Origin of the sequence: Cellulomonas sp. ACRRI (genome assembly GCF_022346185.1) — a bacterium.
Taxonomy (GTDB): Bacteria; Actinomycetota; Actinomycetes; order Actinomycetales; family Cellulomonadaceae; genus Cellulomonas.
In genome coordinates this window covers 1-26,264 of sequence record NZ_JAKRMS010000050.1, presented here as the reverse complement: position 1 = coordinate 26,264, position 26,264 = coordinate 1, and the positions used below count along the sequence as shown (strand labels likewise).

Below are 26,264 nucleotides of genomic sequence, written 5' to 3'. Positions count from 1 at the left end.
GTCGGCAGGGTCGGGGCGTGCGGCGTCGTCGGCGTCCGCGGCGTGGTCGCGGCGCGGGGCGCGGGCCGCCGGGGACGAGGCGGCGCGGGCACGGAGCGCGCGCTGCGGCGTCGCGGCCCGCGGCAGCCGGGACCCGCCGTACCGGGCGCCGCCGGTCGCGCGCAGGGCCAGGGCGAGCCACGCGCACACCGCGCGCTCGAGCAGCCAGGCGGGGGCGAGCAGGCTGGCGGTGACCGGGAACCGGTCGGCCCCGCCGGCGCGCCGTCGGCCGCGCTCGGCGAGCGCCCACGCGGCGGCGGCGAGCACCAGCAGCAGCCGTGGTGCGCGGCGGGCCGCCAGCACGACGACGGGCAGCACGGCGAGCTCGGCCGCGTACCGGCCGGGCTGCGCGAGGCTGTCGTACGCCTGCCGCGGCCGCTGGCCGAGGAAGTGCCGGGTCGTGGGCGGGCGGCGCGGCACGTACAGGTCGTCCGCGCGCAGCACCCGCCCGCCACGGGCCCGGACGGTGCGCAGCAGCTCGAGGTTCTCGAACAGCACGTCGCCGTCGTAGCCCTCGACCCCGAGCGCCGAGCGACGGACCGCCAGGGTGCCGGGGTAGTCGCCACCCGTCGCGCGGTTCACCAGCGTCCGGGCCGTGTCCCAGCGCGCGTGCCACGGCATCGGGTCGAACACGTTCTGCGGGCGGACGACGTCGGCCTCGGCGAGCCGGTCCAGGACCCCGCGGAGCGTGGGCTCGTCGTACCGCACGTCGTCGTCCGCGAGCACCACGCGGTCCGCCCGGGCCATCCGCAGGCCGGTGACGACCCCGGCGACCTTGCCGTTCCGGCCCGGGTGCGGGTCCGGGGGCACGTGCCGGACCACGGCGGGGAACGCGCGGGCGTGGGCGGCGAACCGCGCCTCCTCGGACCCGTCCACCACGGTCACGGGCAGCCAGGCCACCAGCCGGCTCAGGTACCCGGCCAGGTCGGGCAGGTCGCGGTCGTCGGCCCACCGCAGCGGCAGGACGTACTCCGCGTCCGGCAGCGCCGGGCCGCCCGGCGTCACGCCGCGCTCCCCACCGCCAGCGGTCGGCGCAGCGAGGACCGGCCCGCGGTCCAGGAGTCGATCTGGTGCCGTCCCACCCGCCCGTCGACGGCGAGGCACGCGGCCGCGCCGAACAGCACGTCGTCCCGCAGCGCGGGCTGCTGCTCGACGAGCCCGCCCGCGAGGTCGCGTCCGGCGATCTGCTCGTGCACGGCGTCCGCCTCGACGTGCTCGTCGAAGTACCAGGTGACGTCGGCGTCGTACCCGTGCCGCCGGAAGCCGTTGCCGTACAGCCGGTTCGGCTGCGACGACGTCATCTCGAACGCCGCGAGGTGGCCGACGATGCAGCCGCGCAGCCGCCGGTGCAGGCCGAACAGGCTCATCATGTTCACCGAGGCGAGGGTGATCGCGGGCACGTCGTCGACGTACCGGCCGTAGGTGTCGTCCAGCCCCAGGCCGCGCATCGTGCGGGCGAACAGCGCCGCGTGCATGCGCTCCGGGCGGCCGCCGCCGTACTCGTCGGCCTGGATCTCCACGAGCGCGGCCTTCGGGACGCCCAGCAGCCGGGGGATGGCCCAGGTGTGCGGGTCGGCCTCCTTGAGCTGGTAGACCGACCGCTGGACGAGCATCTCCCGGAGCTGGTCGTCCGTGGCCTTCCGCGCGACGTACGCGGACAGGCTGGGGCCGTCGTCGCGGCTCGTGAGGTCGAACAGGGCGCGCGCCACCGCCGGCCCCAGCCCCTCGCGCTCGGCGTCCGCGTCCAGCTCGGCGAGCAGGTCCTCGGGCACGGTCACCTCGGCGCGCAGCTGCGCCTCGAACGGGTCCTCGAGCGCGGCCCGAGCGCGCAGCAGGGTCGGGTCCCACTCCAGGCGGTCGTCCACGCCGTCCAGGCCCTGGTGGTGGAGCTCGTACAGCGCGGTGAGCGTGACCTGCACGTCCTCGTCGGTGAGCAGGTCCGCGGACGCGGCGGCGGCCCGGGCGGCCTCGTCCGGGAGGGCGGCGTCGACCTCGCCGGTCGTCAGGGCGTGCCGGACCCGCTCGCTGAGCGGGCCTCGGGGCGACGGTGCGCGCATGGTCTGGTGTCTCTCGTCCGGGGCGGCGCGCGACGGCGCGCGACGGGCGCCCCCGGTTGCTCGAGGGCCGGCGCGGGACCTCGGCGGCATGGCCTGCCGGCTCCCGTGGTGGTCACGCTAGCCGCGCGGAGAGGGACCCGCGCGGCGAACGGCGGGCGCGCGCGGACCCGCGGCCGTGCAGGTCAGGCGGCCGCTCACAGGGCCGGGGCACCGGGTCTGCGTAGGTGGCGGCACGGGGCTGGGTGCTCGCGGGTGCTCCTAGCGTCGGACGCGGGTCGTGCGCACCGCACGGCCGGGTCCCCGGGAGGGTGAGGCGCATGTCCGACGGTCACGGCCGGCAGCCAGGTCCGGGGGTCCCGCCGCCCCCCGCGTCGGGGGCCGCGCCGCCCCCGCCCGCATCGGCCCGGGCCGGCGACGCCGAGTCGGACGGCGTCTCGCTCGCGGCGTTCATCACCGGCCTGCTCTCGCTCGGGCCGGTGCCGCTCGTGCTCGGCCTGGTGGGGTACGAGCGGGCGCGCAGGCGGGGCGTCCGCGCCTCCTGGATGGCCGTCACCGGGATCGTGCTCGGCGCGGTCTCGACGATCGGCCTCATGATCACGGCCGCGCTGCTCGCGTTCTCCCTGGTCCTGGTCGGGCACGTCGCGCACGTCCACGACCGGTACGGCACCGCCGACGGCTCCTGGTCGTGGTCCCGGGACCTGTCGCGCGAGCGGGGCGGCGGCGACGCGCGTCCGTGAGGCGCGGGGCCGGCCTCAGGCCAGGGCCAGCCCCTCGACCACCTCGACGCCCGGCATGGTCGCCAGCAGCGACCCCGGCAGCGCGATCTTGGACCGCCGCAGGCCCGAGCCGATGATCACCGTGCCGCCCGCCTCCGGGTCCGCGGCCGCGACGCCCGCGTCCAGCAGCACCCGGTAGCCCGTGGGCAGCCCGATCGGCGTGATGCCGCCGTACTCCATCCCCGACTCCTCGACGGCGCGGTCCATCGGCAGGAACGACGCCTTGCGCACGTCGAGCAGCCGCTTCACGGCGGCGTTCACGTCCGCCCGCGTCGTCGCCCGCACCACCGCCGCCGCCACGCGCTCCTCCCCGGCGCGCTTCCCGGACACCAGCACGCAGTTCGCCGAGACCACGAGCGGCAGGTCGTAGGCCTCCGTCATCGCGGCCGTGTCGGCGAGCTCCGGGTCGATCTCGGTCACCTGCACCGCGTCGGCCACCTCCGGCACGACGGCGGCCCAGCCGGACAGCGCCGCGGCCGTCGGCTCGGCGAGCAGGTCCAGGCGGTCCACGGCGCGCGACCAGGTCAGGGATCCGAGCGTGAGGGTCATGGCGGCAGGCTACCCACGGGCCGAGCGGGTCGCCGAGCGGTCTGTCGGGCGTCCCGGGGCGGCGCTCGACGACGGTCGGGTCTCAGTCCCAGCGGACGTCGAGCCGGACGTCCCGGGCGTCGCGGAAGTCCACGCGCAGCCGCGTGCGCCGGTCGGGCGCGAACCCGTGCACGTCGACCGGACCGTCGAACCCCCCGCTCAGGTCCACGGACCGCGTCGTGGCCCCCTGGCTCAGCAGGAGCACGACCCGCCCGCTGCCGTTCGTGCTGGTGACCCGGAGCGCCGCCAGCTGCCCGGCGTCGAGGGACTGGTCGACGCGGCAGTGCCCGTCGATCCGGTGCGCGGTGGTGCGCCAGGTCGTTCCCCGGACGAGGGACACGCAGCCCGACATGGCCCCGCTCTTGACCACGAAGCCCCCGCGGGTGAGCAGCACCGCCACGACGACGGCCACCGCGAGCAGGGCCAGGCCCCCGGCCACGTATCCCGAGCTGCCCACGACGTCCTCCCTGTCCCGCTCTGATCCCGGCGGATCCGTGCATCGTGGCGCGGGCCTGCACGGGTGAGTGGGACCGACGGCCCATTCACGGGACCGGGCGGCGGCCGGGACCATGCGGCCGTGTCGCCCGGCGCGTGCATCGGTACCCCGTGCCCGGGCGACGTGCCCCCTGGCCGGGGCGGGTCGGTCCGGTTCGGCCAGGGCCGGCCCGAGTCGGGCCGGCCCGGGCCCGGCGAGGTTGCGGTGCGGCCGGTGCGCACCCCTGCGGCGTGCGGGCAGGATGGCGGGCGTGACCGACGACGCCGCCGCGCCCGCCGACCCGTTCGCCGCCGACCCGTACGTGCTCGTGCCGGCCGCGCCGCCCCTCGACGAGTACCTGCGGTTGCGCAGGGAGTCGGGGCTCACGCCGAAGAACGCCGAGCAGGGCGCCGGGGCTCTCGCGGGCAGCTGGTCGTGGTGCCACGTGCGGACCGCCGAGGGGCGGGTCGTCGCGATGGGGCGGGTCGTCGGCGACGGCGGCTGGTACTTCCTGGTCGCGGACATGGCGACCGACCCCGGGCACCAGCGGCGCGGGCTCGGGCGGAGGGTGCTGACCCGGCTGCTCGACGACGTGCGGGCGCGGGCGCCGCGCGGTGCGTACATCACGCTGGTGGCGGACCCGCCGGGGCGGGCGCTGTACGAGTCGCTGGGGTTCCGGGACGTGGCGCCCGGGGCGACGGGCATGGTGCTGGACCTCGCGGCCGACGTGCGCTGACGGTTCCGGCCGCGCCGCGCTCGCCGGTTCCGCGGCACGAGCGGCTGCGGAACCGGCGAGCTCGCGCGGAACCGGCGAGCTCGCGCGACCGGCGAGCTCGCGCGACCGGCGAGCTCGCGCGACCGGCGAGCTCGCGCGACCGGCGAGCTCGGTGGTGGGGGCGCCGGGTCAGCGCTGGTACGTCGGGGCGATCAGCGCGCGGCCGATCGTGTGGAACAGCGCCGTGAACGCCACGGCCGTCGGCGTCGCGTCCGGGGTGACGTCGAGGTGGTCGACGTCGAGCGCGTGCACGGCGAACACGTACCGGTGCGGCCGGTCCCCGGGCGGCGGCGCGGAGCCGGTGTAGCCGGTCGACCCGCCGTCGTTGCGGACCTGGAACGCGCCCGGGGGCAGGAGGTCGCCCTCCGGCGAGCCGGCGCCGCGGGGGAGCGACGTCGTGCTCACGGGCACGTCCACGACGGTCCAGTGCCAGAAGCCGGCGGGCGTCGGTGCGTCCGGGTCGAAGCAGCTCACGACGAACGAGCGCGTGCCCTCCGGGAAGCCGGACCACTCGAGCGCGGGTGAGAGGTTCTCGCCGTCCGCTGCGAACGTCGCGGGCAGCGGCTCGCCGTGCGTGACGTCGGCGCTCGCGACGTCGAAGTCCGGGACGGACGGCAGCAGCGCGTAGGGCTCGGGGGCGACGGGACGGGTCAGCGAGACGGCCATGGTCCTCCTCCTGGTGGGCGCCTCGGGGCGCCCGGACGGGTGTGCCTGTCCCGTCATCATGCCCCCGGCCGCGGGCCCGCGCAGGGGCGTCGGCGCGCCCTCGGCGACGCGCCGGGCGACGGTCCCCAGGGCGGGTGACGCCGGATTGACGCGTGCCGGAGTGTCAGCGTCTACTGGCACAATCGAACACGTGTTCGAACGAGGGTCCGGCGGTCGGCCGGCAGACGAGGGGGTGCGGCGGTGAACCAGGAGGAGCGGATCGCCCGGGCGCGCGCCGCCCTGGTCAGCGCCGAGCTCCGGACCGGCGCCCGCAGCATGGCGCCGCGGGGGACCGGTGCCGCGGAGGCCCGCCGGGCGGGGAGGAGCAGTGTCGCACCCCCTGCCGACGTGCCCGGCGACGGGCCCTCAGCCGTGCTCGGCGCCCGGCCCGGCCGGGTGCGGGAGGAGGGTGCGCGACCGGCGGCCCGGGCCGACGCACCGGTGCAGGGCGCCACGGCGCTCGCGGTGGTGCCGGTGACGGACCCCGACCCCGCGAGCGCGCCCTCGGGCCCCGTCGCCGTCCCCGACCTGCCCGACCGGCAGCGGGCTGTGCCGCGGCCGACCGCCGCGCGCGGCCCGGTGCTGCTCACCGACCGGCCGCCGCTCGCGGTGCCGCCCGCCCTCACCCCGCTGCTCCCCGACGGCCTGCGGCGGGGGAGCACGACCGCGGTGCTCGGCTCCACCTCGCTGGTGCTCGCGATGATCGCCGCCGCGTGCACCGCCCGGGAGGCGTGGGCGGCCGTCGTGGGGCAGCCGAGCCTCGGCCTGCTCGCCGCCGCCCAGACCGGCGTGGCGCTGGAGCGGCTCGCCGTGGTCCCGCAGCCCGGCGTGGACGCGCCGACCGTGGTCGCGGCCCTGCTCGACGGCATCGACGTCGTGGTGGTCGGCCCCGGCGCGCACCTGGCCGACGCCGACCGCCGCCGGCTGATGGCGCGCGCCCGGGACCGCGGTTCCGTGCTGCTCGCCACCGCGCCGTGGCCGGGCGCCGGCACCGTGCTGACCGTCGAGGGCGGCCGGTGGACCGGTGTCGGCGAGGGGGACGGCCGGCTGCGCGCGCACGAGGTCCACGTCACCCGCACCGGGCGGGGCAGCGCGGGCCGTGCCCAGGACCTGCGCGTGGTGCTGCCGCTCGAGGTGGGCACCGACCCGTACGGGCTCCCCGCCGACCGCGGTTCCCGCGCCGACGGCCCCGTCACCGCGCGACCCGGTGCCGACCGCCCCGACGTGCCCGCGCGTCCCGGTGCCGACGTGCTCGCGCGTCCCGCCGGGGCGGTGCCCGCGGCCTCGGCCGGGCCGGAGCCGGTGGCGGACGACGGCGCCCTGCTCGCGCCCGACCTGAGGCTGGTCGGATGAGCGCCACCCGCACCACCGTCGTCTGGGTGCCGGACTGGCCGGTCGTCGCCGCCGTGCGCGCCGCCGACGTGCCCGGGCACCTGCCCGCCGCCGTGCAGCACGGGCCCCGGCTCGTCGCCGTCTCCGCGATCGCCCGGGCGCAGGGGGTGCGCCGCGGCATGCGCCGCCGCCAGGCGCAGGGCGTCTGCCCCGAGGTCGTCCTGCTGCCCGCCGACGACGACCGGGACGCCCGGCTGTTCGAGCCGGTGGCCGTCGCGACCGAGGCGGTCGTCGCCGGGATCGAGGTCGCCCGGCCGGGCCTGCTGCTGCTCCCCGCGGGCGGCGCGGCGCGGTTCCACGGCACCGAGGAGACGCTGGCCGAGCGCCTGGTGTCCGTGGTGGCCGAGCGGACCGGCCACGAGTGCCAGGTCGGCACCGCCGACGGCCTGCTCGCGGCGATCCTCGCCGCCCGCACCGACGCCGTCGTGCCACCTGGTGCCTCGCGCGAGTTCCTGGCGCCGCGCCCCGTCGACGACCTCGCACCCGCTGCGGTGACCGACGACGCCGGCCGTGCGGTCGCCGAGCTCGTCGACCTGCTGCGCCGGCTCGGCCTGCGCCGGCTCGGCGACCTGGCCGCGCTGGACGGCGGCGACGTGCACGCGCGGTTCGGGACCTGGGGGACCTGGGCGTGGACGCTGGTGCGCGGAGAGGACCTGCGTCCGCCCGCCCGCCGCCGGCCGGAGACCGACCTGGAGGTGGCGACCGAGCTCGACCCGCCGGCGCACCGCGTCGACGTCGCGACGTTCGCGGGGCGCCGGCTCGCGGAGGAGCTGCACGCCCTGCTCACCGAGCACTCCGTGACCTGCGCCCGGCTGCGGATCACCGCCCGCACCGACGAGGGCACCGAGCTCACCCGGGCCTGGCGCACCGACATGGGCGGCCTCGGCGGGCTGTCCGCCGCGCGGATCACCGACCGCATCCGGTGGCAGCTCGAGGGCTGGCTGACCGCCGCGGCCGCCGAGCACGGCGCCGGCGCGCGGCCCGACGGCGGCGAGCCCGACGAGCACGCCGAGCCGATCGGCCTGGTCGCGCTCGGCATCACCGCGGAGGACGTCGCGCCCGCCGGCGCCGAGCAGGGCCGGCTGTGGGGCGGCGCGTCCGGCGGCGACCTCCGGGCGCACCGGGCGCTCGACCGCGTGCAGGGGCTGCTCGGCGGCGACGGCGTGCTGACCGCCGCCCTGCAGGGCGGCCGGGACGTGCGCGACCAGGTGCACCTGCAGCCCTGGGGCGCCCAGGCCGCCGCACCCCGCCCGGTCGACCGGCCCTGGCCCGGCCACCTGCCGCCGCCGGCGCCCGCCACCGTGCCGGTGCGTCCCGCGCCGGTCGACGTGCTGGACGGCGCCGGCCGGCCGGTCCGGTTCGACGGCCGGTTCGCCATGAGCGGCGACCCGGTCCGCGTCCGCACGCCCGCCTCCGACCGCCGGCCCGCGGTCGACCACGACGTCGCCGGCTGGGCGGGGCCGTGGCCGCTCGCCGAGCGCTGGTGGTCGCCCACCGAGGCCGGGCTGCGCGTGCACCTGCAGGTCACGCTCGGCGACGGCCGCGCCCTGCTGCTCGCCTGGCGCCCCGACGGCTGGACCTGCGAGGCCGTCTATGACTGACGCCCCGCGCTACGCGGAGCTGCACGCGCACTCGGCGTTCAGCTTCCTCGACGGCGCCAGCCAGCCGGAGGAGCTCGCCGCCGAGGCGCACCGGCTCGGGCTCAGCGCGCTCGCGCTCACCGACCACGACGGCCTGTACGGCGTCGTCCGGTTCTCCGAGGCCGCGCGGGAGGTCGGCCTGCCCACCGTCTTCGGCGCCGAGCTGCACCTGCCCGTCCCGGGGGTCGCCGGCCCCGACGTCCTCGACCTGCCGACCGGCGTGCCCGACCCCCGCGCGCTGCACCTGCCCGTGCTCGCCCGCGGGCCCGAGGGCTACCGGGCGCTGTCCCGCACGATCGCCGAGGCGCACCTCGCGACCGGCACCAAGGGCGCCGCCGCGTACCGGCTGGAGCAGCTCGCCGAGCAGGCCGACGGCCGCTGGCTCGTGCTCACCGGCTGCCGCAAGGGCCCGGTGCGGCACGCGCTGACCGACGGCGGCCGGGAACCCGGCGTCACCGCCGCGGGCCTCGAGCGGGCGCGCGCCGAGCTCGACCGGCTGGCCGCGCTCTTCGGACGGGACAACGTCGCGGTCGAGGTCACCCAGGGCGGCGGGCCGTACGACTCCGAGCTCGCCGACGCCCTCGCGGAGCTCGCCGACGGTGCCGGGCTGCCGCTGGTCGCCACCGGGAACGTGCACTACGCCACGCCCCGGGACGCCGACCTGGCGATGGCCCTGGCCGCCGTGCGCGCCCGGTCCTCGATGGAGGACCTGGACGGCTGGCTGCCCGGCGCCCCGACCGCGCACCTCGCGTCCGCCGCCGAGATGCTGCGCCGGCACCGCCGCCACCCCGGGGCCGTCGCCACCGCCGCCGCGATCGGTGCCGAGTGCGCCTTCGACCTGCACCTCGTGGCGCCGCAGCTGCCGCCGTACCCCGTGCCGCCCGGCCACACCGAGGCGACCTGGCTGCGCGAGCTCGTCCGCCGCGGCGCGCTGGAGTGCTACGGCCCGCCCGAGGCCGAGCGGGTGCCCGGCGCGTACGCGCAGCTCGAGCACGAGCTGCGCGTCATCGAGGACCTCGGCTTCCCCGGCTACTTCCTGGTGGTCTACGACCTCGTCGACTTCTGCCACCGCAACGGCATCCTCGCCCAGGGCCGCGGGTCGGCCGCCAACTCCGCGGTCTGCTACGCCCTCAAGGTCACCGCCGTCGACGCCGTCGCGCACGGCCTGCTGTTCGAGCGGTTCCTCGCGCCCGAGCGCGACGGGCCGCCCGACATCGACGTCGACATCGAGTCCGGCCGCCGCGAGGGGGTCATCCAGTACGTCTACGCCAAGCACGGCCGCACGCACGCCGCGCAGGTCGCGAACGTCATCTCCTACCGCGCCCGCTCGGCCGTGCGGGACGCCGCCCGGGCCCTCGGGTACGACGTCGGGCAGCAGGACGCGTGGAGCAAGTCCATCGAGCGCTGGGGCACCCTGCGCGGCCCCGCGCCGCGGCACCCCTGGTGGTCGGGGGAGAGCCGCGGTGCGGCGGCCGTGTCGGCGACCCCGCCGACGCAGCACGTCGCCGACCGCCCGACGTCGACCCGGCCGAGCCTGCCCTCGACCCCCGTCGGGACTCCTCCCGTCGGGCCGCCTGCCGCGGCGACGCCGGGGTCCCCGGTGAGCCGCGAGGACCGTCGCGCCGCGCAGTACGCCGCCGCGCAGCGGGACCCCGACGGCGTCGTCTGGGGCTGGAACCACGAGCCCGGCGCCGTCCCCGCACCTGCCCCGCGACGCCCCACCGGGCACGACGACACCGACCGCCTCGCCGGCCAGCCCACCGCCGACCGCCACGACGTCGTCCCCGCTCACCGCCCGCCGCCCGCGAGCGACCTCGAGGAGATCCCCGAGCAGGTCATCGACCTGGCCGACCGGTTCCTGCGCCTGCCGCGGCACCTCGGCATCCACTCCGGCGGCATGGTCATGTGCGACAGACCCGTCATCGAGGTCTGCCCGGTCGAGTGGGCGCGGATGGAGGGCCGCACCGTCCTGCAGTGGGACAAGGACGACTGCGCGGACGCGGGGCTCGTGAAGTTCGACCTGCTGGGGCTCGGGATGCTCACCGCGCTGCGGCTCGCCTTCGACCAGGTGGAGCGGCACGGCGGCCCCCGGCTGGAGCTGCACAAGCTGCCCAACGAGGACCCGCTGGTCTACGACCTGCTGTGCGCCGCCGACACCGTCGGCGTGTTCCAGGTCGAGTCGCGCGCCCAGATGGGCACCCTGCCGCGCCTGCAGCCGCGCAGCTTCTACGGGATCGTCGTCGAGGTCGCGCTCATCCGCCCCGGCCCGATCCAGGGCGGGTCGGTGCACCCGTACATCGAGCGCTACCAGGGGCGGCAGCCCATCACCTACCCGCACCCCCGGCTGGAGAAGTCGCTCGCGCGGACCCTCGGCGTGCCGCTGTTCCAGGAGCAGCTCATGCAGATGGCCATCGACGTCGCGGACTTCACCCCCGCCGAGGCCGACCAGCTCCGGCGCGCGATGGGCTCCAAGCGCAGCATCGAGAAGATGGAGGCGCTGCGCGCCCGGCTGATGGACGGCATGACCCGCAACGGCATCCCGGAGCCGGTGCGCGAGGAGGTCTACGACAAGCTCAAGGCGTTCGCGGACTTCGGCTTCCCGGAGTCGCACGCGTACTCGTTCGCGTTCCTCGTCTACGCCAGCTCGTGGCTCAAGGTGCACCACCCGGCGGCGTTCTACGCCGGCCTGCTCGCCGCGCAGCCGATGGGGTTCTACTCACCGCAGTCGCTGGTCGCGGACGCCCGCCGGCACGGCATCGGCGTGCTGCGCCCGGACGTGCAGCGCTCCGGCGTCCAGGCCGTGGTCGAGCGGGTCGGCCCCGAGCCCGAGGGCGGCGAGCCGCGGCTGGTCCCGCTGCCGTCCGGCACGGCGCCGGTCACCCCGCTGCGGCCGGGCGGCGCACCGGGGTTCCCCGACGCCGCGGCGGAGTCCGGGGCCAGCGGCGGCGCGACGCCCGCGTCCGCCGTCGGCCGGTCGGCCGCGGGGCGCTCGCTCGCCGTCCGGGTCGGGCTCGCGTCGGTGCGGAACGTGGGGGAGAAGGTGGCCGAGCGCGTCGTCGCCGAGCGGGACGCCCGCGGGCCGTTCGCCGACCTGCGGGACCTCGTGCGCCGTGTCGAGCTCAGCACCGCCCAGCTCGAGGCCCTGGCCACCGGGGGCGCGCTGGAGTCGCTCGGCGTCACCCGGCGGGAGGCGCTGTGGGCGGCCGGCGCGCTCGCGCAGGAGGGGCCCGACACGCTGCCGGGCGTCTCCGTCGGCGTGCAGGCCCCCACCCTCCCGGGCATGAGCGAGGTCGAGGTCGCCGTCGCCGACGTGTGGGCCACCGGGGTGACCGTCGACTCCTACCCGACCCAGCACGTGCGGGCGGGCCTGGACGCCTCGGGCGTGCTCCGGGTCGAGCAGGCCTTCCGGCACGAGGCGGGACGGCGCGTGGCGGTCGCGGGCGTCGTCACGCACCGCCAGCGTCCGGGCACCGCCGGCGGCGTCACCTTCCTGTCCCTGGAGGACGAGACGGGCCTGCTCAACATCGTGTGCAGCACCGGGCTCTGGCAGCGGTTCCGGAAGGTCGCCCGCACCTCCCGGGCGCTGGTCGTCCGCGGGCGGCTGGAGCGCGCCGACGGGGCGACCAACCTCATCGCCGAGCACCTCACGCCGCTGTCGCTCAAGGTCGCGACGACGTCCCGGGACTTCCAGTGACGCCGCACCGCCGCGCCGCCGCCACGAGGTCCGTCCGGGGGCGGTGCCGGGGTGCCACCCGGCACCGCCCCGCACGAGCCGGCATCGCCCCGCACGAGCCGGCGTCAGTCCGGTCGAGCCGGCGTCAGCCCGCACGAGCCGGCGTCAGCCCGGTCGAGCCGGCGTCAGCCCGGTCGAGCCGGCGTCAGCCCCGCACCCGACCGCGCACCCGCACGAGCGCCACGCCACCGGCGACGAGCGCGCCGACAGCTGCGATCGCCCCGAGGGCGCCGACCCCGGTCACGGCGAGCCCGCCGCCCCGCGCGCGGCCGGCCGCCGTCGGCACGCCGGCCGCATCCGCGGCCCCGGCCTCGCCGGCGCCTGCACCACCAGCACCGCCCGCACCAGCGCCCGATCCGCCGTCCCCCGGCTCGCCAGGTGGCGTCACCGGCGCGGTCGGTCCCGGTCCGGGCTCGGCCGGCTGCTCGGCGACCGGCGCCAGCACCCCGGCCCCTGCCCCCGCGAGCACCACGTCCCGCACCTCCGTCACCTCGTGCACCACGGCGCCCCGCACCCCGGCCGTCACCGGGTCCCAGCGCGCCCCGGCGTCGAGCCGGTCGCCCTCCGCGGCAGCCGCGTTGTACGCGGCGAGCACGTCGACCTCGACGCCGTTCACCAGCGTGCGCTCGGCGTGCAGCCGCGTCCCGCCCCACCGCTTGACGATCGCCGACACCGGCAGGTCCTCGGGCAGGTCGAACGCGTTCCGCTCGGCCCAGATGCTCGACTCCACGCCGACCCCCCAGGCGTAGTCGAAGAGCTCCGCACCGCCCTGCCCGACCCGCACGTAGTTGTTGTAGACGTCCACGTCGCCGAACCGCACCCGAGGCAGCCGCTGGCCGGCGTCGTCCCACAGGTTGTGGTGCCAGGTGACCCGCAGCCTCCCGCCGTCGAGCGCCTGGCGGCCGTCGCCCGACCCGACGAGGTTCGTCTTGTCGTGGTCGCGGAACACGGAGGAGGAGACGGTGACGAGGTCCGACTCGTGCGTGATGTCGAGCAGGCCGTCGTGGACCTCGAACGGCCGCCCGTACACCGTCGGCAGCGAGGCGGGCGGGTGGTCGCCGTCGTCGAGCGTCACGTGGTCGACCCACACGTTCTCGCTCGTGTGCACGCCGATGTTGTCGTAGAGCGAGTTCCAGTCCCCGGCGCTGGTGTCGCCGGGGTCCCACTCCGGGAAGCAGTCGTAGGCGTCCGAGACGCGCAGGTTCCGGATGATGACGTTGCGCACGCCCTGCACCAGGAGGTGCGCACCGACCACGCGGGCGTCGTCGCCCAGGCCGAGCACGGTGACGTTCGACCCCACCCGCTGGCGGACCTGCGCGGTCTGGACCGCGGCCGCCCGCGCCCGCGCCTCCTCGAGGGGTCCCGCGGGGTCCTGGCGACCCCAGACGTCGGGGTCGTACGCCGCGACGTACTCCGCCATCGAGAACGGTCGCGGGTCGTCGTCCTCGACCTGCACCCCCGCGGCGAGGTCGTCGCACGTGGGCAGCCCGGAGTCGGGGTCGTCGAACCCGAAGGCCCGGATCTCGCCCTCGACGAGGACGATCGTCGGCTCGTCCCGCAGGTGCGCGGCACCGGCCCCCAGCGCCGCGCGCAGCTCCTCCCACGTCCGCACGACGTGCACGTGCTCGGCGGTCGCCGCCGACCCGCCGGTCGTGCCCGCTCCCGCCGACCCCCAGCCGTCGCCGTCGGGGAGCACCTCGCGGGCGAGCGCCAGCCACCCGGGGTCGACGCCCGCGGGCGGGTCGCCGGACCGCCCGCCCGGGTCGGTGGCCGCCGCCCCCGCCGTCGCCCCGGCCGGCACCGCCAGCGCCAGGGCGACCACGGCCGCGCCGATCCGTCGTGCTGCCCGCGTCATGCTCGACTCCCTCGTCGGTCGTCCCGGGAAACCGGTTCCCGACGACCGTAGCGAGCGCGCGTCCCCCGGCGCGAGAGCAGTTTCGGGAGGCCGGCGCCGTGCCGTCCGCGCCCCGGTCGCGTGCCAGACTGCCCGCGTGACCCTCCTCGGACCGCTCGTCGCCTACCTGCCCACCCCGCGCGGCCACGAGGGCGAGGTGGTGATCGACCCGCTCGAGCGGCTGGTCGACGACGCCGTCGCCGCGGGGGCCTCGGGCGTCGCGGTCCTCGGCAGCACGGGTGGCTGGCCGTACCTGACCGCCGGTGAGCGCCGCCTGGTGGTCGAGGCCGCGGTGGAGGCCGCCGCCGGCCGCCTGCCCGTGGTGGCCGGGGTGGGGGCGTTCACGACGGACGAGGTGATCGTGCACACGATCGTCGCCGAGCGTGCCGGCGCGTCCGCGGTGCTGCTGCCGACGCTGGCCTACCTGCCGCTGACGGACGACGAGGTCCTGGGCCTGGTGGCGGACGTGGCCGACGCCGCGCGCGTGCCGGTGTGGCTCTACCACAACCCCGTCAGCACGACGTTCCGCTACTCGGTCGAGACGCTGGTCCGGGCGGCGCAGGTGCCGGGGGTCGGCGGGGTGAAGGACCGGGGGAGCGACGCCGGGGAGCTGCGCGACCGGGTGGCGGCGCTGCGGGCCGCGGTGCCGGACACGGTGGAGGTCGGCTGCAGCGGCGACGTGCTGGGTGTCGAGGGGCTGCTCGCCGGCGCGCACACCTGGCACTCGGGGCTCGCGAGCGTGCTGCCGGCCTGGTACGTGGCCGTGGCGCACGCCGCCGCCGCGGGCCGGGCGGACGAGGCGCGGGCGCGCATGGCCCGGCTGGCGCCGGTGGCGGAGCTGGTCGCGTCGCTCGGCGGGCCGCGGGCGGTGCACGCCCTCGCCGGGGTGCTCGGCACCGACCTCGGTCGGCTCCCGGCGCCGCTGCGGCCGGTGGACGACGCCGGCACCGCGGCGCTGGCCGCCGCCGTGGAGCGGCTGGGCGACCCGCCGGCCGACGGCGGCGCGCGGGCCTAGGCCTCCGCGGGCGCGCCGTCCTCGTCGACGGGGCGGACCTCCTCGGACGCCTCCTCGGGCTCCATCGGGGGGTCCGGCTGGTGGAACCGCGACCAGATCGCCCACACCACGGACACCAGCGGCACGGCGATCACGGCGCCGAGGATGCCCGCGGTGAGGGTGCCGCCGGTGACGGCCAGGGCCACGACGACGGGGTGCAGCGACACCTGCTTGCCCATGACGAGCGGCTGCAGCACGTGCCCCTCGAACTGCCCGATCAGCGCGATGCCGATGCCGACGACCGCCGCCTGGATCGGCCCGTTGGCGGCCAGGGCCACGATCATCGCGATGACCATGGCCGCCGGGGCGCCGATCAGCGGGATGAAGGCGCCGATGAGGACGAGGACGGCCAGGGGTGCCGCCAGCGGGACGCCGATGATCGACAGCAGGATGAACGCGAGCAGGCCGTCGGTGACGGCGATGATCACCGTGCCGCGGGTGTAGCCGGAGAAGGTGTACCAGCCGGCCCCTCCGGCGGTCTTCCAGGAGTCGCGCACGGACGAGGGGAGCTGGTTGACGAACCAGGTCCACATCTCCTGGCCGCGCGCGAGGAAGAAGATCGCGCAGAACACCGCGAGGGCGAGGGCGGTGAACACCTCGACGACCGAGCCCGCCGACGCCGCCACCTGGCCGGCCAGGTCGCCGGCGTGCTCCTGGACCCACTGCCGTCCGTTGTCGATCCACTGGGCGATCTGGTCGTTGCTGATGGAGAACGGCAGCGGCCCGTTCTCCAGGAAGTCGACGATCTGGTCGATGCCGTCGCCGAACTGCCGGGACAGGGCCTGCCACTGGTTCGCGACCGAGTAGCCGACGTAGAACACCATGCCCGCGAGCACCAGGAACCCGGTGAGCAGGCCGAGCGCCGTGGCGAGCCCGCGCGGCATCACCCGCGTGTACAGCTCGACGACCGGGCGCAGCACCGCGGTGAACACGAAGGCGATGAACACCGCCACGAACAGGAGCTGGACCTGCGCTGTGGCGAAGAACACCAGCGAGATGCCGGCGAGCAGGACGAGCAGCCGCCAGGTGATGCCTGCGGACGTCCGCAGCCACCTCGGGACGCCGTCGTCCTGGGCAGCGCCGGCGGGGGTGCGGCGCTGGCCCGCGACCCGTCGGGCCCCGGATCCCGCGGGGGCGCCGGGCCTGCCGGTGCCGTAGCGGTCGGTGCCGCCCTGCTCGGCCATCGTGCGCCCACCTCCGAACGGTGCCGGTGCGTCGCGCCCGCCGTGGTGCACCGCCGGACGCCTCCGCCAGTGTGCCCCCACCTGCGGATGCGTGCCCGGCCGCCACTCCGTGCTATGTTTTCTGCCGCACCTGAGGGGTCGGGAAGCGCGCAAGAGCGCTCCTCGTACTCGTCAGGCGTGCACCCTGTCCGGGTGGCGGAATGGCAGACGCGCTAGCTTGAGGTGCTAGTGCCCGTATAGGGCGTGGGGGTTCAAGTCCCCCTCCGGACACTCGTTGAGACAGCGACGACGAAGGCCCCGATCCCCGCCAGGATCGGGGCCTTCGTCGTCGTCGCGACGGGTCGCCGATCGTGCCGGAAGCGGCCAGGATCTGACCGCTTCCCCCGCGACCCTGGGCCGGAGGCCGGGTGGACCGGCCCGCGACGGGACGGGGACGACCATGCTCCAGGGACTGGCGACGTCGAACTTCCAGGCGGACCTCGCGGCCGCCCGCGACTGGTACACCGCGCTGTTCGGCGCGGAACCCTACTTCGTGCGCGACGGCTACCTGGAGTGGCGGCTGGGGCGCGACGAGGACGAGTTCGGGATCGTCGACGCGCGGTACGTGCCGGGCGCGCTCGACCGCACCCCCGGTGGTCAGTACACCTACTGGGCGGTCGAGGACGTGGACGCCGCGGTCGCGACGCTGGTGGAGCGGGGGGCGACGGTGCACGAGCCGCCGACGACCCGGGGCGAGGGCTTCCGGACGGCGGCGGTGGTCGACCCGTTCGGCAACGTGCTCGGCGTCATGACGAACCCGCACTGGGCGGGAACAGCGGGCTGACGGTGCCACGGCTGGGCCGTCCGGGTGTCGTCGGACCGGGGGAACCTGGCGCGCGCCGGCGTGCCCGCTGGGCACCCGCCCCGTGCCGGCGCCACGGGCCTGACCTGCGACGACGTGTCGGGCACGCCGCGCCGAACGGGCCTGTGACTGCCGGGGGCGACCGGGTGGTCGGGTTCGGGTTCACCCCCTGACAAGCCCCGAACGGGACAAATCGGACCATAGCCTCGCTGCGACCGATGCCTCACCGGCGACGACGCCCTGGAGGACGCCGTGCACGCCCGCCTCGTCCCGCTGCCCCGCGTGACCGCTGCCGACGCGCGCGCCTGGCGCCGCCTCGCCGACACCGCCGTCGAGCCCAACCTGTACCTCGACCCGCGGTTCCTGGTCCCGGCGCGGCACCGCGGCCGGGAGGTCGCCGACGTGCTGCTGCTGGTGGTCGAGGACGGGGACGAGTGGCTGGCCGTGCTCGCGCTGACGGCGACCACGGTCGCCCCGGGGGTGCCGCTCAGGGCGGTGACCACCGGCGGGACGTTCATGACCACCCACTGCGACCGGCACCACCCGCTGGTCCGTGCGGGGCGCGAGGTCGACGCGCTCGGCGCCCTGCTCGGCGGACTGCGCGAGGTCGGGCTGCCGGGGCTCGTGCAGCTGCAGCACTTCCCGGTGGACGGGCCGCTCGCGGACGCGCTCGGGCGGGTGGTGGCGCGCGGCGGGATGCTGCTGCACGAGCGCCGCCGCACGTCGAGCGCGTACGTCCGGCGCCCGGCGGGGGCCGAGCGGTTCCCGCGGGCGACCGGGGCGCCGCTGGTCGACCCGCCGCTGGCGGTGGAGCACATGGGCGCGGGGCGCCGGAAGGACCTGCGGCGCCGGCTCCGCGGCCTCGCGCGCGACGCCGGCGGACCGCTGGAGCTGCACGACGTGAGCGACGACCCGGCGGTCGACGCCGAGTTCGCCGCGTTCCAGGCCGCGGGCTGGAAGGGCGACGCCGAACGCGGCGGGGCGGCGCTCGGCCTGGACCCGGTGGCGCACCGGTGGTTCCGCGACGTCGTGGCCGGCTTCCGGCGGGACGGGGACGCGATGGTGCTCCGGCTCACCGCGGGCGGGGAGACCGTGTTCCTCAGCTACGCGCTGCGCTCCGGCGGCACGTACTTCGGGTTCCTCGACGCCTACGGCGAGCGGCACGCCCGGTACAGCCCCGGCGCGGTCGGGCGGCTGGTCGAGCTGACGTACGTGCTCGGCGCCACGGACGCCCCGGCGTTCGACCCGGCGTTCGACGCCCGGTACGTCGCGGGCACCCAGCTCTACCCGGAGCGCCGCGAGCACGTCGACCTCCTGGTGTCGACCCGCGGGCTCGTCGCGCGGACCGCGGTGCGCGCCGCTCCCGTGGCCGCCCGGTTCGGCATCGGCGCCCGGGGGGCGGGGCTGCCGCTGGTCCCGGTGGGGGGCGAGCAGCTCGCGGAGTGGCTGGCGCTGGTGGCCTGAGCGCCGCGCCCACCGCCGCGGCGCCGCGACCCGGCAGCGGTCAGCGCCGCGCCACGGCCAGCAGGTGCCCCGACAGGTCCGGCGACCCCGGGTGCCCCTGCGCGCGCTCGGCGAGGACCACCGCCGCGGCGACCACCTGGTCGTCGGGCGGCACGAGCTCCAGGGCGAGCGACCCGGGCCCCTCGACGCCGGTCACCCGCACGTCGGCGAACCCGGCGGCCACCACCTCGTCGGCCAGCTCGGCCGCGGTGTGGAAGTGGCCCGCCGGGAACCCCTCGGCGGGGTCGGCCGGGCTGTCCCCGGACGCGAGCAGGCGGAGCAGCGCGGGGCCGGGCAGGTCCGCGAACCCCGCGGCCGTCACCAGGTCCGTCGCGGCGACCACCCGGGAGATCGCGCCCGCGAGCACGACCCCGCCGGGTCGCAGCACCCGCCGGGCCTCACCCAGCGCCGCGAGCCGGTCGGCGCGGTCCCGCAGGTGGTAGAGCGGCCCGAGCAGCAGCACCGCGTCGAACGACCCGTCCGGGAAGCGCAGGGTGCGGGCGTCGCCGGGCTCGGCCGCGAACCCGCCCGCCGCCCGGGCCGCGGCGACGTGCTCCGGAACCGGGTCGACCAGCGTGACGGGGTGGCCGCGCCCGGCGAGCCAGGACGCGTGCACCCCCGTCCCGCCGCCGACGTCGAGCACCTCGGCCTGCGGCGGCAGGTGGTCGGCGAGCAGACGCCGCGTCCGGGCGAGCTCGACGAGGCCGGCCGCCGACCGCGTCGTGAGCCGGGACGACTCGTCGAACCGCCGCCCGTAGTAGCGGCGGATGTGCGCGTCGAGGTCGGGTTGGCTGCCCATCGGGCCAGTCTGCGGGGGCGGGGGCCGACGTGGGGGCGACTTCCGTCCCGGGACCGGGTCCTGACCACCCCCGCCGGTCACCTACGCTGTCCGGCGATGATCACTCGTGCCGAAGGGGCGTACCTGGGCGCCGTCCGGGCCTTCCAGAACCCGATGCTGGACCTGCTCCACAAGCGGCACGCCCCCCTCGTCGTCTCCCTGCTCTCGCTGGTGTTCACCGCCGAGCGCCCGCAGGTCCCGGTCGCGGACGCGCACACCGAGGTCGGCGACGCGCTCGACCAGCTGCGCGCGGCGGGCCACGGCGACGACCTGCCGACCGGCTCCGCGCGCGACCTGTGCCGCCAGTGGGCCGACGCCGGCTGGCTGGCGCGGCAGGTGCTGGACGACGACGTCGAGGTCTACACCCTCTCCGCGCACGCGGTCGGCGCCCTGGAGGTGGCGGGCCGCGCCGGCGGGACCCGTGCCCGGGTGTCGCAGTCGCGGGTGCGGACCCTGCTGGACGCCGTCGAGCGGCTGGCCGAGGACGCCGACCCCGACGCGATGATGCGGATGGCCCGGCTGGACGCCGAGATCACGCGGCTGCGGGCGGAGCTCGACCGCATCCAGCGGACCGGCGAGGTCGAGCAGACCGACGAGGAGACGCTGCTCGAGGAGGCGGAGAACGTCCTGCACCTCGTGCGGGAGCTGCCGGCCGACTTCGCCCGGGTCGCCGAGTCGATCAAGGTGATGCAGCGCGACGTCGTGCAGGCGCTGCGCCAGGACGAGCGACCCACCGGCGACGTGCTCCGCGAGTACCTGGAGCGCGGCGAGCACGTCATGGACGCCACGCCCGAGGGCCGCGCGTTCGCCGGCGCCCTGCGGCTGATCGGCGACCCGCAGCGCCTCGACGCGCTCGCCACCCAGCTGTCGACCGTGCTGCGCCACCGGTTCACCCGCCGGCTGCCCGCGCAGCAGCGCGCCGAGCTCCGGGACATCGGCCGCCGCATCGAGCAGGGCCTGGACCAGGTGTTCACCGCGCAGCGCGAGGCGTCCTTCGTCATCACCGCGCAGGTCCGCAACCACGACCCGCTCCGCGACCGCCAGGTCGACGAGCTGCTCCGCGACGTGATGACCGGCCTGCAGGCCTGGGTGCCGGGCGCCCGCCGCGGGCAGGCCGTCGACCCGCTGCGCCGGCTCCCGGTCGCGGAGGTCGAGCACCTGCGGCAGACCGCCGGCGACCTGCGGCCCGCGGAGCCGCCGAGCCCGCTCACGGCCTGGGACGACGGTGACGACGCGGACGCCGCGGCCGCCGAGGCGCTGGCCTGGGGCGGCCCCCACTACGCCGACCTCGGGTCGCACCTCGCCGCGTTCGCCGGCGGCGCGACGACGGTCGACGTGGGGGAGGCGTTCAACGCCGCGCCCGAGCCGCTGCGCCGGCCGGTCGACCTGCTCGGCCTGCTGGAGATCGCCCACCAGCGCGGCATGACGGAGACGGACGAGGTCGCGTACGTGGACGCGGTCCGCCCGGACGGCACCCGGCGGCGGTTCGCGTTCGGGGGCGTGACGACACTGACGAAGGACGAGGACGATGACTGACACGACGACGGACGACCGCGCGGAGGTCCCCGGCGCCGACGACGTGGACGTGGACGTGGACGTCTTCATCGACACCGTGTCGATGGAGGAGGACCCGGCCGAGCTGTTCCCCGGTGACTCCGGGACGCTCGACGCCGACGTCCGCCGCGTCCTGGTCCGGCTGCTGCAGCGCCGGTTCCTGCTCGCCGAGAAGAACCGCCAGCAGTGGCGGACGCTGCTGGACAACCAGCAGGTCATCGAGTCCCGGCTGCACGACCTGTTCGTGCACCTCGTCGTCGACCACCAGCGGGGCATCGCCTACAAGCGGCAGGTGCGGTCCGACGAGCTCGACGTGCCGGTGCTGCTCCGCGACGAGGCGTACACCCGGGCCGAGACGCTGGTGCTCGTGCACCTGCGCACCGTGTTCCAGCGCGAGCGCGGCGCGGGCGAGACCTCCGCGCGCGTGGACGTCGAGGAGATCGAGCAGACCGCGCTGACCTACTTCGACCCCGACGACACCAACGTCGCCGCCCGGCAGCGGGAGATCCGCGCCGCGGTGCTGCGGCTCGCCAAGGAGGGCGTGGTCGAGGAGGAGTCCGAGGGCCGGTACCGGGTCACGCCGCTGGTCGAGGTGGTGCTGAGCAACGAGCGGCTGTCCGAGCTGAGCGCGTGGCTGCGGGAGCAGGTGCGCACGGGCGGCGAGGTCGCGCTGGACGAGGTCCCGGCCGAGGAGGCCGTCGCGGACGACGCACCCGGCGACGCCGACGCACCCGGCGACGCCGACGCGCCCGCCGCCGACGAGACCGCCGACCTCGGGCCGACGCTCGAGGAGGCCGCCGCGGACGACGCGCCGGCCGCCGGCGCCCCCGCCACCGACGACGCCTCCGAGGAGGTCGCACGATGACGATGGTCGACACCCTGTTCGGCCTGATCCCGGCCGCGTCGACGGGCCAGCAGTGGGTCGCCCGCGACCTGCAGCTCGTCAACTGGGGCGGCTACGACGGCCACCACCGGGTGCGGTTCGCCCCGACGGCGACGCTGCTGTCCGGCGGCTCGGGCTCCGGCAAGTCGACGCTGATGGACGCGTACATCGCGCTCCTGATGCCGCACACCACGCCGTTCAACGGCGCGTCCAACGGCGGGGTCGTCGGCCGCCCCCGCGGCAAGGACCAGCGGAACATCCTGTCCTACGCCCGCGGCAAGCTCGACGAGTCGCGCACCGCGGACGGCACCCGACAGCGGGTGCTGCGCGGCGACGCCCGCGACACCTGGTCCGCGATCGCGATGACCTGGGTCGACCAGGCCGGCCGCGAGCTCACCGCCGTCCGCGCCTGGTACGTGCCGTCGGCGGCCCGGACGCTCGAGGACGTCATCGCGCTGCGCGCGACCGCGGACGGGCCGTTCGACCTGCGCGACCTGGAGACCGCCGCCGCGGACCGGTTCCCGCGACCCGTGCTGACCGCCGCCGGGCTGACGCCGTTCGACACCGACCGGGAGTTCACCGCCCGGCTGCACTCGACGCTCGGCATCGGCGCGACCGGCGACGGCGCCAAGGCGGTCGCGCTGCTCGGCCGCATCCAGGCGGGCCAGCAGATCACCACCGTCGACGCGCTGTACAAGGCGATGGTGCTCGAGGAGCCGAGCACGTTCGCGACGGCCGACGCCGTGGTCGAGCAGTTCGACAAGCTCTCGGGCACCCGCGAGCAGATGATCACCGCCCGCCAGCAGGTGAAGGCGCTCGAGCCCATCCGGGAGCACCGGGCGGCCCTGGACGAGGCCGCCGAGCGCCTGCGGGTCATCGACCGCGTCGGCACGTTCGACGACGACCGGTCGACGGCGGCCCTCTGGCGGCACGAACGCCGGCTCGGCCTGCTGCGCGCCGTCGAGGAGGAGCTCGGTCGCGAGCACCAGCACGCCGAGAAGCGGGCCGCCGAGACCACCGGCCGGATCGCCGCCGCGCGCTCCGAGCTGGAGGGCGTCCGGGAGACCCTGTGGTCGTCCGGCGGCGACCGGCTGGCGACCGCGCAGCGCGAGCTCGTCGCGACCGAGGACCGGCTGGAGCGCGTGACCCGCGCCCGCGGCCGGCTGGACGACGTGCTGCGCTCGGCGTTCGGCACCACGGTGTCGAGCGAGAAGGAGTTCGACGCCCTGGCGGCCCGCGGGCGCCGGGCGCAGGCCGACGGCGACGCGAAGTCCGAGGCGCGCGCCGAGTTCGGCACCGCGATGTCGGAGAAGAAGGCCGCCGGGGTCGACCTGGCCGTCCTCCGCTCGGACCGCGAGGCCGTGGCCCGGCGGCAGGACAACATCCCGGGCGACCTGCACCGGGCGCGCGCGGCGCTGGCCGAGGCGGCCGGTCTGACGCCGGAGGAGCTGCCGTTCGTCGCGGAGCTGATCGAGGTCCGCACCGAGCACGAGCCGTGGCGCGACGCGTTCAACCTGGCGCTGGGCGGGTTCGCCACGCTGCTGCTGATCGACGCCGCGCACGTGACGGCGTTCCGCCGCGCGATCGACGCGGTCCCGACGGCGCGCCGCATCCGGTTCGAGGGCGTGCCGACCGACCTGCGCTCCGACGTCGCGCTGGACCCGCGGACGCTGCCCGGCCGGCTCGACTTCCGCAACGGCCCGTTCACCGGCTGGCTGCGCAGCGAGCTCGCGAGCCGGTTCGCGTTCGTCTGCGTCGACACCCCCGGCGAGCTGTCCCAGCACCCCAAGGCGCTGACCCGGTCCGGGCAGGTGTCCGAGGGCCGCCGCGGCGCGCACGGCGGCCAGGGCCGCGCGAACGTGCTCGGGTTCACCAACACCCGGCGCCTGGCGCACCTCGACGAGCAGATCGCCGCCGCGCAGGCCCGGCTGGACGACGCGGAGCGCCAGGTGCGCGCCGCCGAGGACCGGCTGGACGCGCACGACGTCGAGCTGCGCGCGTACGAGCAGCTCGACGCGGTCTCCTGGGACCAGGTGGACGTCGCGGCCGTCGAGGCCGAGCGCGCCCGGTGGTCGCAGGTCATCGAGGACGTCACCGCCGGCAACCCCGAGGTCACCCGGCTCCAGCAGCGGGTCGGCGAGCTCGAGAAGACGATCCGCGACCTCACCGAGGAGGTCGGCCGGACGAAGGGTTCGGCCGAGGACCTGGGCGGCCGCTGGTCGACGATCACCGACGAGGTCGACGCCGCGCAGCTCGCGCTGGACGAGGCGCAGGACGCCGGGGTGACCGTCGGCGACGACCAGCGGGCGTACCTGGACGCGCTGCTCGGCGGGTCCTCGGCGACGGGGTCGGGCGGGTCCCGCCCGGCGCCCGCCGCCGCGCTCGCCGCGTTCGACAGCACCGTCGCCCGGGCGAACGAGATCCTGCGCACCGACCTGCTCGCCGCGCAGCAGACGATCGGTGCGGCCCGCGAGGCGCTGCGCCGGACGTTCGAGACGTTCGTCGAGCGCTGGCCCGACCCGAACCTCGGCACCGACCCCGACGCGTCCTACGCCGACTTCGCCCGCATCCTCGGCGCGCTGGAGACGTCGGGGCTGCACGAGCTCGAGGCCGAGTGGCGCAAGAGCCTGCTGCGGCTGTCCGGCAACGACCTCACGGACCTGCACCACGGCCTGAGCCGGTCGGTCCGGGAGATCAAGGAGCGCATCCAGCCGGTCAACGACATCCTCGCGGACCTGCCGTTCGCCGACGACGACCACCGGCTGCGGATCGACGCCCGGGACACGCAGTCGACGGTCGTGGCGCGGTTCCGCAAGGAGCTCAAGGACCTCAACGAGCTGCTGGCCACCGAGGCGTCCGACGCCGAGCGCGAGCGCCGGTACCACCGGATGGCGAAGGTCATCGACCGCATCCGGCGGACGTCCCCGGACTTCGCCGACCTGGTCGACGTCCGCCGGCACGTGCGGCTCAGCGCCGAGAAGGTCGACCTGGACGGCAACCACGTCGCGCTGTACGACCACATCGGCGAGAAGTCCGGCGGCGAGTCGCAGGAGCTCGTGGCGTTCATCGTCGGCGCGGCCCTGCGGTACCAGCTCGGCGACGCCGGGGCGCCGCGCCCGCGGTACGCGCCGGTGTTCCTCGACGAGGCGCTGATCAAGGCGGACGCGCGGTTCACCGGCCGGGCGATCGGCGCGTGGCGCGGGCTCGGCTTCCAGCTGGTGATCGGCGCGCCCAACGACAAGTTCAGCGCGCTGGAGCCGCACGTCGACCTCAAGTACGTGGTGCTCAAGGACACCGGCGGCCGGTCGCGCACCAAGCCGGTCGCGGGCGTCGCGGCGGACTGACGCGGCGGGACCGGGGGAGGCGCGGCGGTGGAGCCGGAGGTGCTGCTGGTGGCCGGGCGGTCGGGCGCGGGCAAGTCGTCGGTCGCGTTCGAGCTGTCGGCGCGCTGGCAGCGCTCCGGGCTCGCGCACTGCCTGGTCGACGGGGACAACCTGTCGGCCGCGTACCCCAAGCCGGCGTCCGACCCGCACGGCACCGCGCTGACCGAGGCGAACCTGCGGGCGGTGTGGGGCGTCTACGCCGCGGCGGGCTACCGGCGGCTCGTGTACGTCAACACGGTGAGCGTCCTGGAGCGCGAGCTCGTCACCCGGGCGCTCGGCGGCCGGGCGCGGGTGTCCGGCGTCCTGCTGACGGCGTCCGCGCGGACGGTCCGCGAACGGCTCGGGGCGCGCGAGATCGGGTCCGCGCTGCGGGAGCACCTCGACCGGTCGGCCGCCGCCGCGGAGCTGCTCGACCGCGCGGCGGGCCCGTGGGTCACCCGGGTCGGCACGGACGGCCGGACGGTCGAGCAGGTCGCGGCGGACGTCGCGGCCGCCTCGCGCTGGTCGGCCTGACCGCCCCGCGCCCGCCGACGTGCGCCGAAGTAGGGCCTCCGCGCCGAGATAGGGCCGCAGACGGTCCTACCTCGAGCGGGAGGACCTATCTCGGCGAGTGATCGCGCGGGCAGTCGGCGGCGGGGGACCGGCGCGTCAGTGCGGGTGCGTCCCGCCGGCCGGGCCCGCGACGTCCCGCGCCGGCCCGGGGTTCGCCGCCGCGGCCTCGGACGGCTCGTCGGCCGCCAGCGGCCCGGACGGCTCGTCGGCCGCCAGCGGCGCGGACGCCTCGTCGGTGTGCGCGACGTGCCGGAGCTGGCCCCAGATGAGCACGACGAACAGGGCCGACCCGGCGAACGCGAACCAGAACGGCGCCGTCACCCCCCACCGCTCCGCCAGCACGCCGCCGACCGCCGACCCGACGACCAGGCCGCCGAAGACGCCGACGGTGTTGACGC

20 protein-coding genes, 1 tRNA gene and 1 pseudogene are annotated in these 26,264 nt (G+C 76.9%); 13 read left to right on the top strand and 9 right to left on the bottom strand.

Annotated features, from left to right (window positions below; genetic code table 11):
• A partial coding sequence (locus MHY85_RS10880) for a glycosyltransferase family 2 protein (RefSeq protein ID WP_239196221.1) occupies positions 1–1,044 on the bottom strand: 1,044 nt, incomplete at its 3' end.
• On the bottom strand, positions 1,041–2,096 hold the full coding sequence (locus MHY85_RS10875) for an iron-containing redox enzyme family protein (RefSeq protein WP_239196219.1): 1,056 nt from the start codon (positions 2,094–2,096) through the stop codon (positions 1,041–1,043). The genes MHY85_RS10875 and MHY85_RS10880, both read right to left, overlap by 4 nt.
• Positions 2,097–2,413: 317 nt before the next feature.
• Here MHY85_RS10875 and MHY85_RS10870 point away from each other — a divergent pair, with 317 nt between their 5' ends.
• On the top strand, positions 2,414–2,833 hold the full coding sequence (locus tag MHY85_RS10870) for a DUF4190 domain-containing protein (RefSeq protein WP_239196217.1): 420 nt from the start codon (positions 2,414–2,416) through the stop codon (positions 2,831–2,833).
• Between the two features lie 15 nt (positions 2,834–2,848).
• Here MHY85_RS10870 and MHY85_RS10865 read toward each other — a convergent pair whose 3' ends face one another.
• Both MHY85_RS10865 and MHY85_RS10860 read right to left on the bottom strand, forming a co-directional pair.
• Complete coding sequence (locus tag MHY85_RS10865) at positions 2,849–3,421, bottom strand: YbaK/EbsC family protein (protein WP_239196215.1); 573 nt, start codon at positions 3,419–3,421, stop codon at positions 2,849–2,851.
• 82 nt (positions 3,422–3,503) lie between these two features.
• Entirely contained in the window at positions 3,504–3,917 is a 414-nt protein-coding gene (locus tag MHY85_RS10860; protein WP_239196213.1) for a hypothetical protein, read from the bottom strand.
• 289 nt (positions 3,918–4,206) lie between these two features.
• Here MHY85_RS10860 and MHY85_RS10855 point away from each other — a divergent pair, with 289 nt between their 5' ends.
• Positions 4,207–4,671 carry a GNAT family N-acetyltransferase gene (locus tag MHY85_RS10855; protein WP_374233435.1) on the top strand — a complete coding sequence of 155 codons (465 nt, stop codon included), beginning with the start codon at positions 4,207–4,209 and terminating at the stop codon, positions 4,669–4,671.
• Positions 4,672–4,839: 168 nt separating this feature from the next.
• Here MHY85_RS10855 and MHY85_RS10850 read toward each other — a convergent pair whose 3' ends face one another.
• Positions 4,840–5,376 (bottom strand): YbhB/YbcL family Raf kinase inhibitor-like protein, encoded by a 537-nt coding sequence (locus MHY85_RS10850; protein WP_239196209.1) that lies wholly within the window; start codon positions 5,374–5,376, stop codon positions 4,840–4,842.
• A 240-nt stretch (positions 5,377–5,616) separates the two neighbouring features.
• Here MHY85_RS10850 and MHY85_RS10845 point away from each other — a divergent pair, with 240 nt between their 5' ends.
• From MHY85_RS10845 to MHY85_RS10835, 3 genes are read left to right on the top strand one after another with little or no spacing between them, the layout of a single operon-like run.
• Entirely contained in the window at positions 5,617–6,768 is a 1,152-nt protein-coding gene (locus tag MHY85_RS10845; protein WP_239196207.1) for a hypothetical protein, read from the top strand.
• Positions 6,765–8,408: a DNA polymerase Y family protein gene (locus MHY85_RS10840; RefSeq protein ID WP_239196205.1), complete on the top strand. Its 1,644-nt coding sequence runs from the start codon at positions 6,765–6,767 to the stop codon at positions 8,406–8,408. Before MHY85_RS10845 ends, MHY85_RS10840 begins: the two co-directional genes overlap by 4 nt.
• Positions 8,401–12,141, top strand: a complete 3,741-nt coding sequence (locus tag MHY85_RS10835; protein ID WP_239196203.1) for a PHP domain-containing protein — start codon at positions 8,401–8,403, stop codon at positions 12,139–12,141. The genes MHY85_RS10840 and MHY85_RS10835 overlap by 8 nt, the downstream gene beginning before the upstream one ends.
• Positions 12,142–12,325: 184 nt before the next feature.
• Here MHY85_RS10835 and MHY85_RS10830 read toward each other — a convergent pair whose 3' ends face one another.
• Positions 12,326–14,035: a polysaccharide lyase family 1 protein gene (locus tag MHY85_RS10830; protein WP_239196201.1), complete on the bottom strand. Its 1,710-nt coding sequence runs from the start codon at positions 14,033–14,035 to the stop codon at positions 12,326–12,328.
• Between the two features lie 136 nt (positions 14,036–14,171).
• On the opposite strand from MHY85_RS10830, the gene MHY85_RS10825 reads away from it, so the two are divergent.
• A complete protein-coding gene (locus MHY85_RS10825) occupies positions 14,172–15,089 on the top strand; it encodes a dihydrodipicolinate synthase family protein (RefSeq protein ID WP_239196199.1) in 918 nt (305 codons plus the stop codon).
• Here the strand turns inward: MHY85_RS10825 and MHY85_RS10820 are convergent.
• Entirely contained in the window at positions 15,086–16,312 is a 1,227-nt protein-coding gene (locus MHY85_RS10820) for an AI-2E family transporter (RefSeq protein ID WP_239196197.1), read from the bottom strand. The two genes, MHY85_RS10825 and MHY85_RS10820, sit on opposite strands and share 4 nt — an antisense overlap.
• A 186-nt stretch (positions 16,313–16,498) precedes the next feature.
• On the opposite strand from MHY85_RS10820, the gene MHY85_RS10815 reads away from it, so the two are divergent.
• The 3 genes from MHY85_RS10815 (at position 16,499) to MHY85_RS21870 (ending at position 18,617) form a co-directional block, all read left to right on the top strand.
• Positions 16,499–16,582, top strand: a tRNA-Leu gene (locus tag MHY85_RS10815).
• A 169-nt stretch (positions 16,583–16,751) separates the two neighbouring features.
• Positions 16,752–17,135 carry a VOC family protein gene (locus tag MHY85_RS10810; RefSeq protein WP_239196195.1) on the top strand — a complete coding sequence of 128 codons (384 nt, stop codon included), beginning with the start codon at positions 16,752–16,754 and terminating at the stop codon, positions 17,133–17,135.
• Positions 17,136–17,435: 300 nt separating this feature from the next.
• Positions 17,436–18,617 carry a GNAT family N-acetyltransferase gene (locus MHY85_RS21870; protein ID WP_239196193.1) on the top strand — a complete coding sequence of 394 codons (1,182 nt, stop codon included), beginning with the start codon at positions 17,436–17,438 and terminating at the stop codon, positions 18,615–18,617.
• Between the two features lie 40 nt (positions 18,618–18,657).
• Here MHY85_RS21870 and MHY85_RS10800 read toward each other — a convergent pair whose 3' ends face one another.
• Positions 18,658–19,455, bottom strand: a complete 798-nt coding sequence (locus tag MHY85_RS10800; RefSeq protein WP_239196191.1) for a bifunctional 2-polyprenyl-6-hydroxyphenol methylase/3-demethylubiquinol 3-O-methyltransferase UbiG — start codon at positions 19,453–19,455, stop codon at positions 18,658–18,660.
• A gap of 96 nt (positions 19,456–19,551) precedes the next feature.
• Here MHY85_RS10800 and MHY85_RS10795 point away from each other — a divergent pair, with 96 nt between their 5' ends.
• The 4 genes from MHY85_RS10795 to MHY85_RS10780 are packed head-to-tail and all read left to right on the top strand — an operon-like array spanning position 19,552 to position 25,827.
• Positions 19,552–21,030 (top strand): DUF3375 domain-containing protein, encoded by a 1,479-nt coding sequence (locus tag MHY85_RS10795; RefSeq protein ID WP_239196189.1) that lies wholly within the window; start codon positions 19,552–19,554, stop codon positions 21,028–21,030.
• Positions 21,023–21,913: a DUF4194 domain-containing protein gene (locus tag MHY85_RS10790; RefSeq protein ID WP_308191365.1), complete on the top strand. Its 891-nt coding sequence runs from the start codon at positions 21,023–21,025 to the stop codon at positions 21,911–21,913. Before MHY85_RS10795 ends, MHY85_RS10790 begins: the two co-directional genes overlap by 8 nt.
• A complete protein-coding gene (locus tag MHY85_RS10785; protein ID WP_239196187.1) occupies positions 21,910–25,275 on the top strand; it encodes an ATP-binding protein in 3,366 nt (1,121 codons plus the stop codon). Before MHY85_RS10790 ends, MHY85_RS10785 begins: the two co-directional genes overlap by 4 nt.
• Positions 25,276–25,302: 27 nt before the next feature.
• Positions 25,303–25,827, top strand: a complete 525-nt coding sequence (locus tag MHY85_RS10780; protein WP_239196185.1) for an adenylyl-sulfate kinase — start codon at positions 25,303–25,305, stop codon at positions 25,825–25,827.
• 135 nt (positions 25,828–25,962) lie between these two features.
• Here the strand turns inward: MHY85_RS10780 and MHY85_RS10775 are convergent.
• Positions 25,963–26,264, bottom strand: a pseudogene (locus tag MHY85_RS10775) (hypothetical protein); the annotation flags it as partial.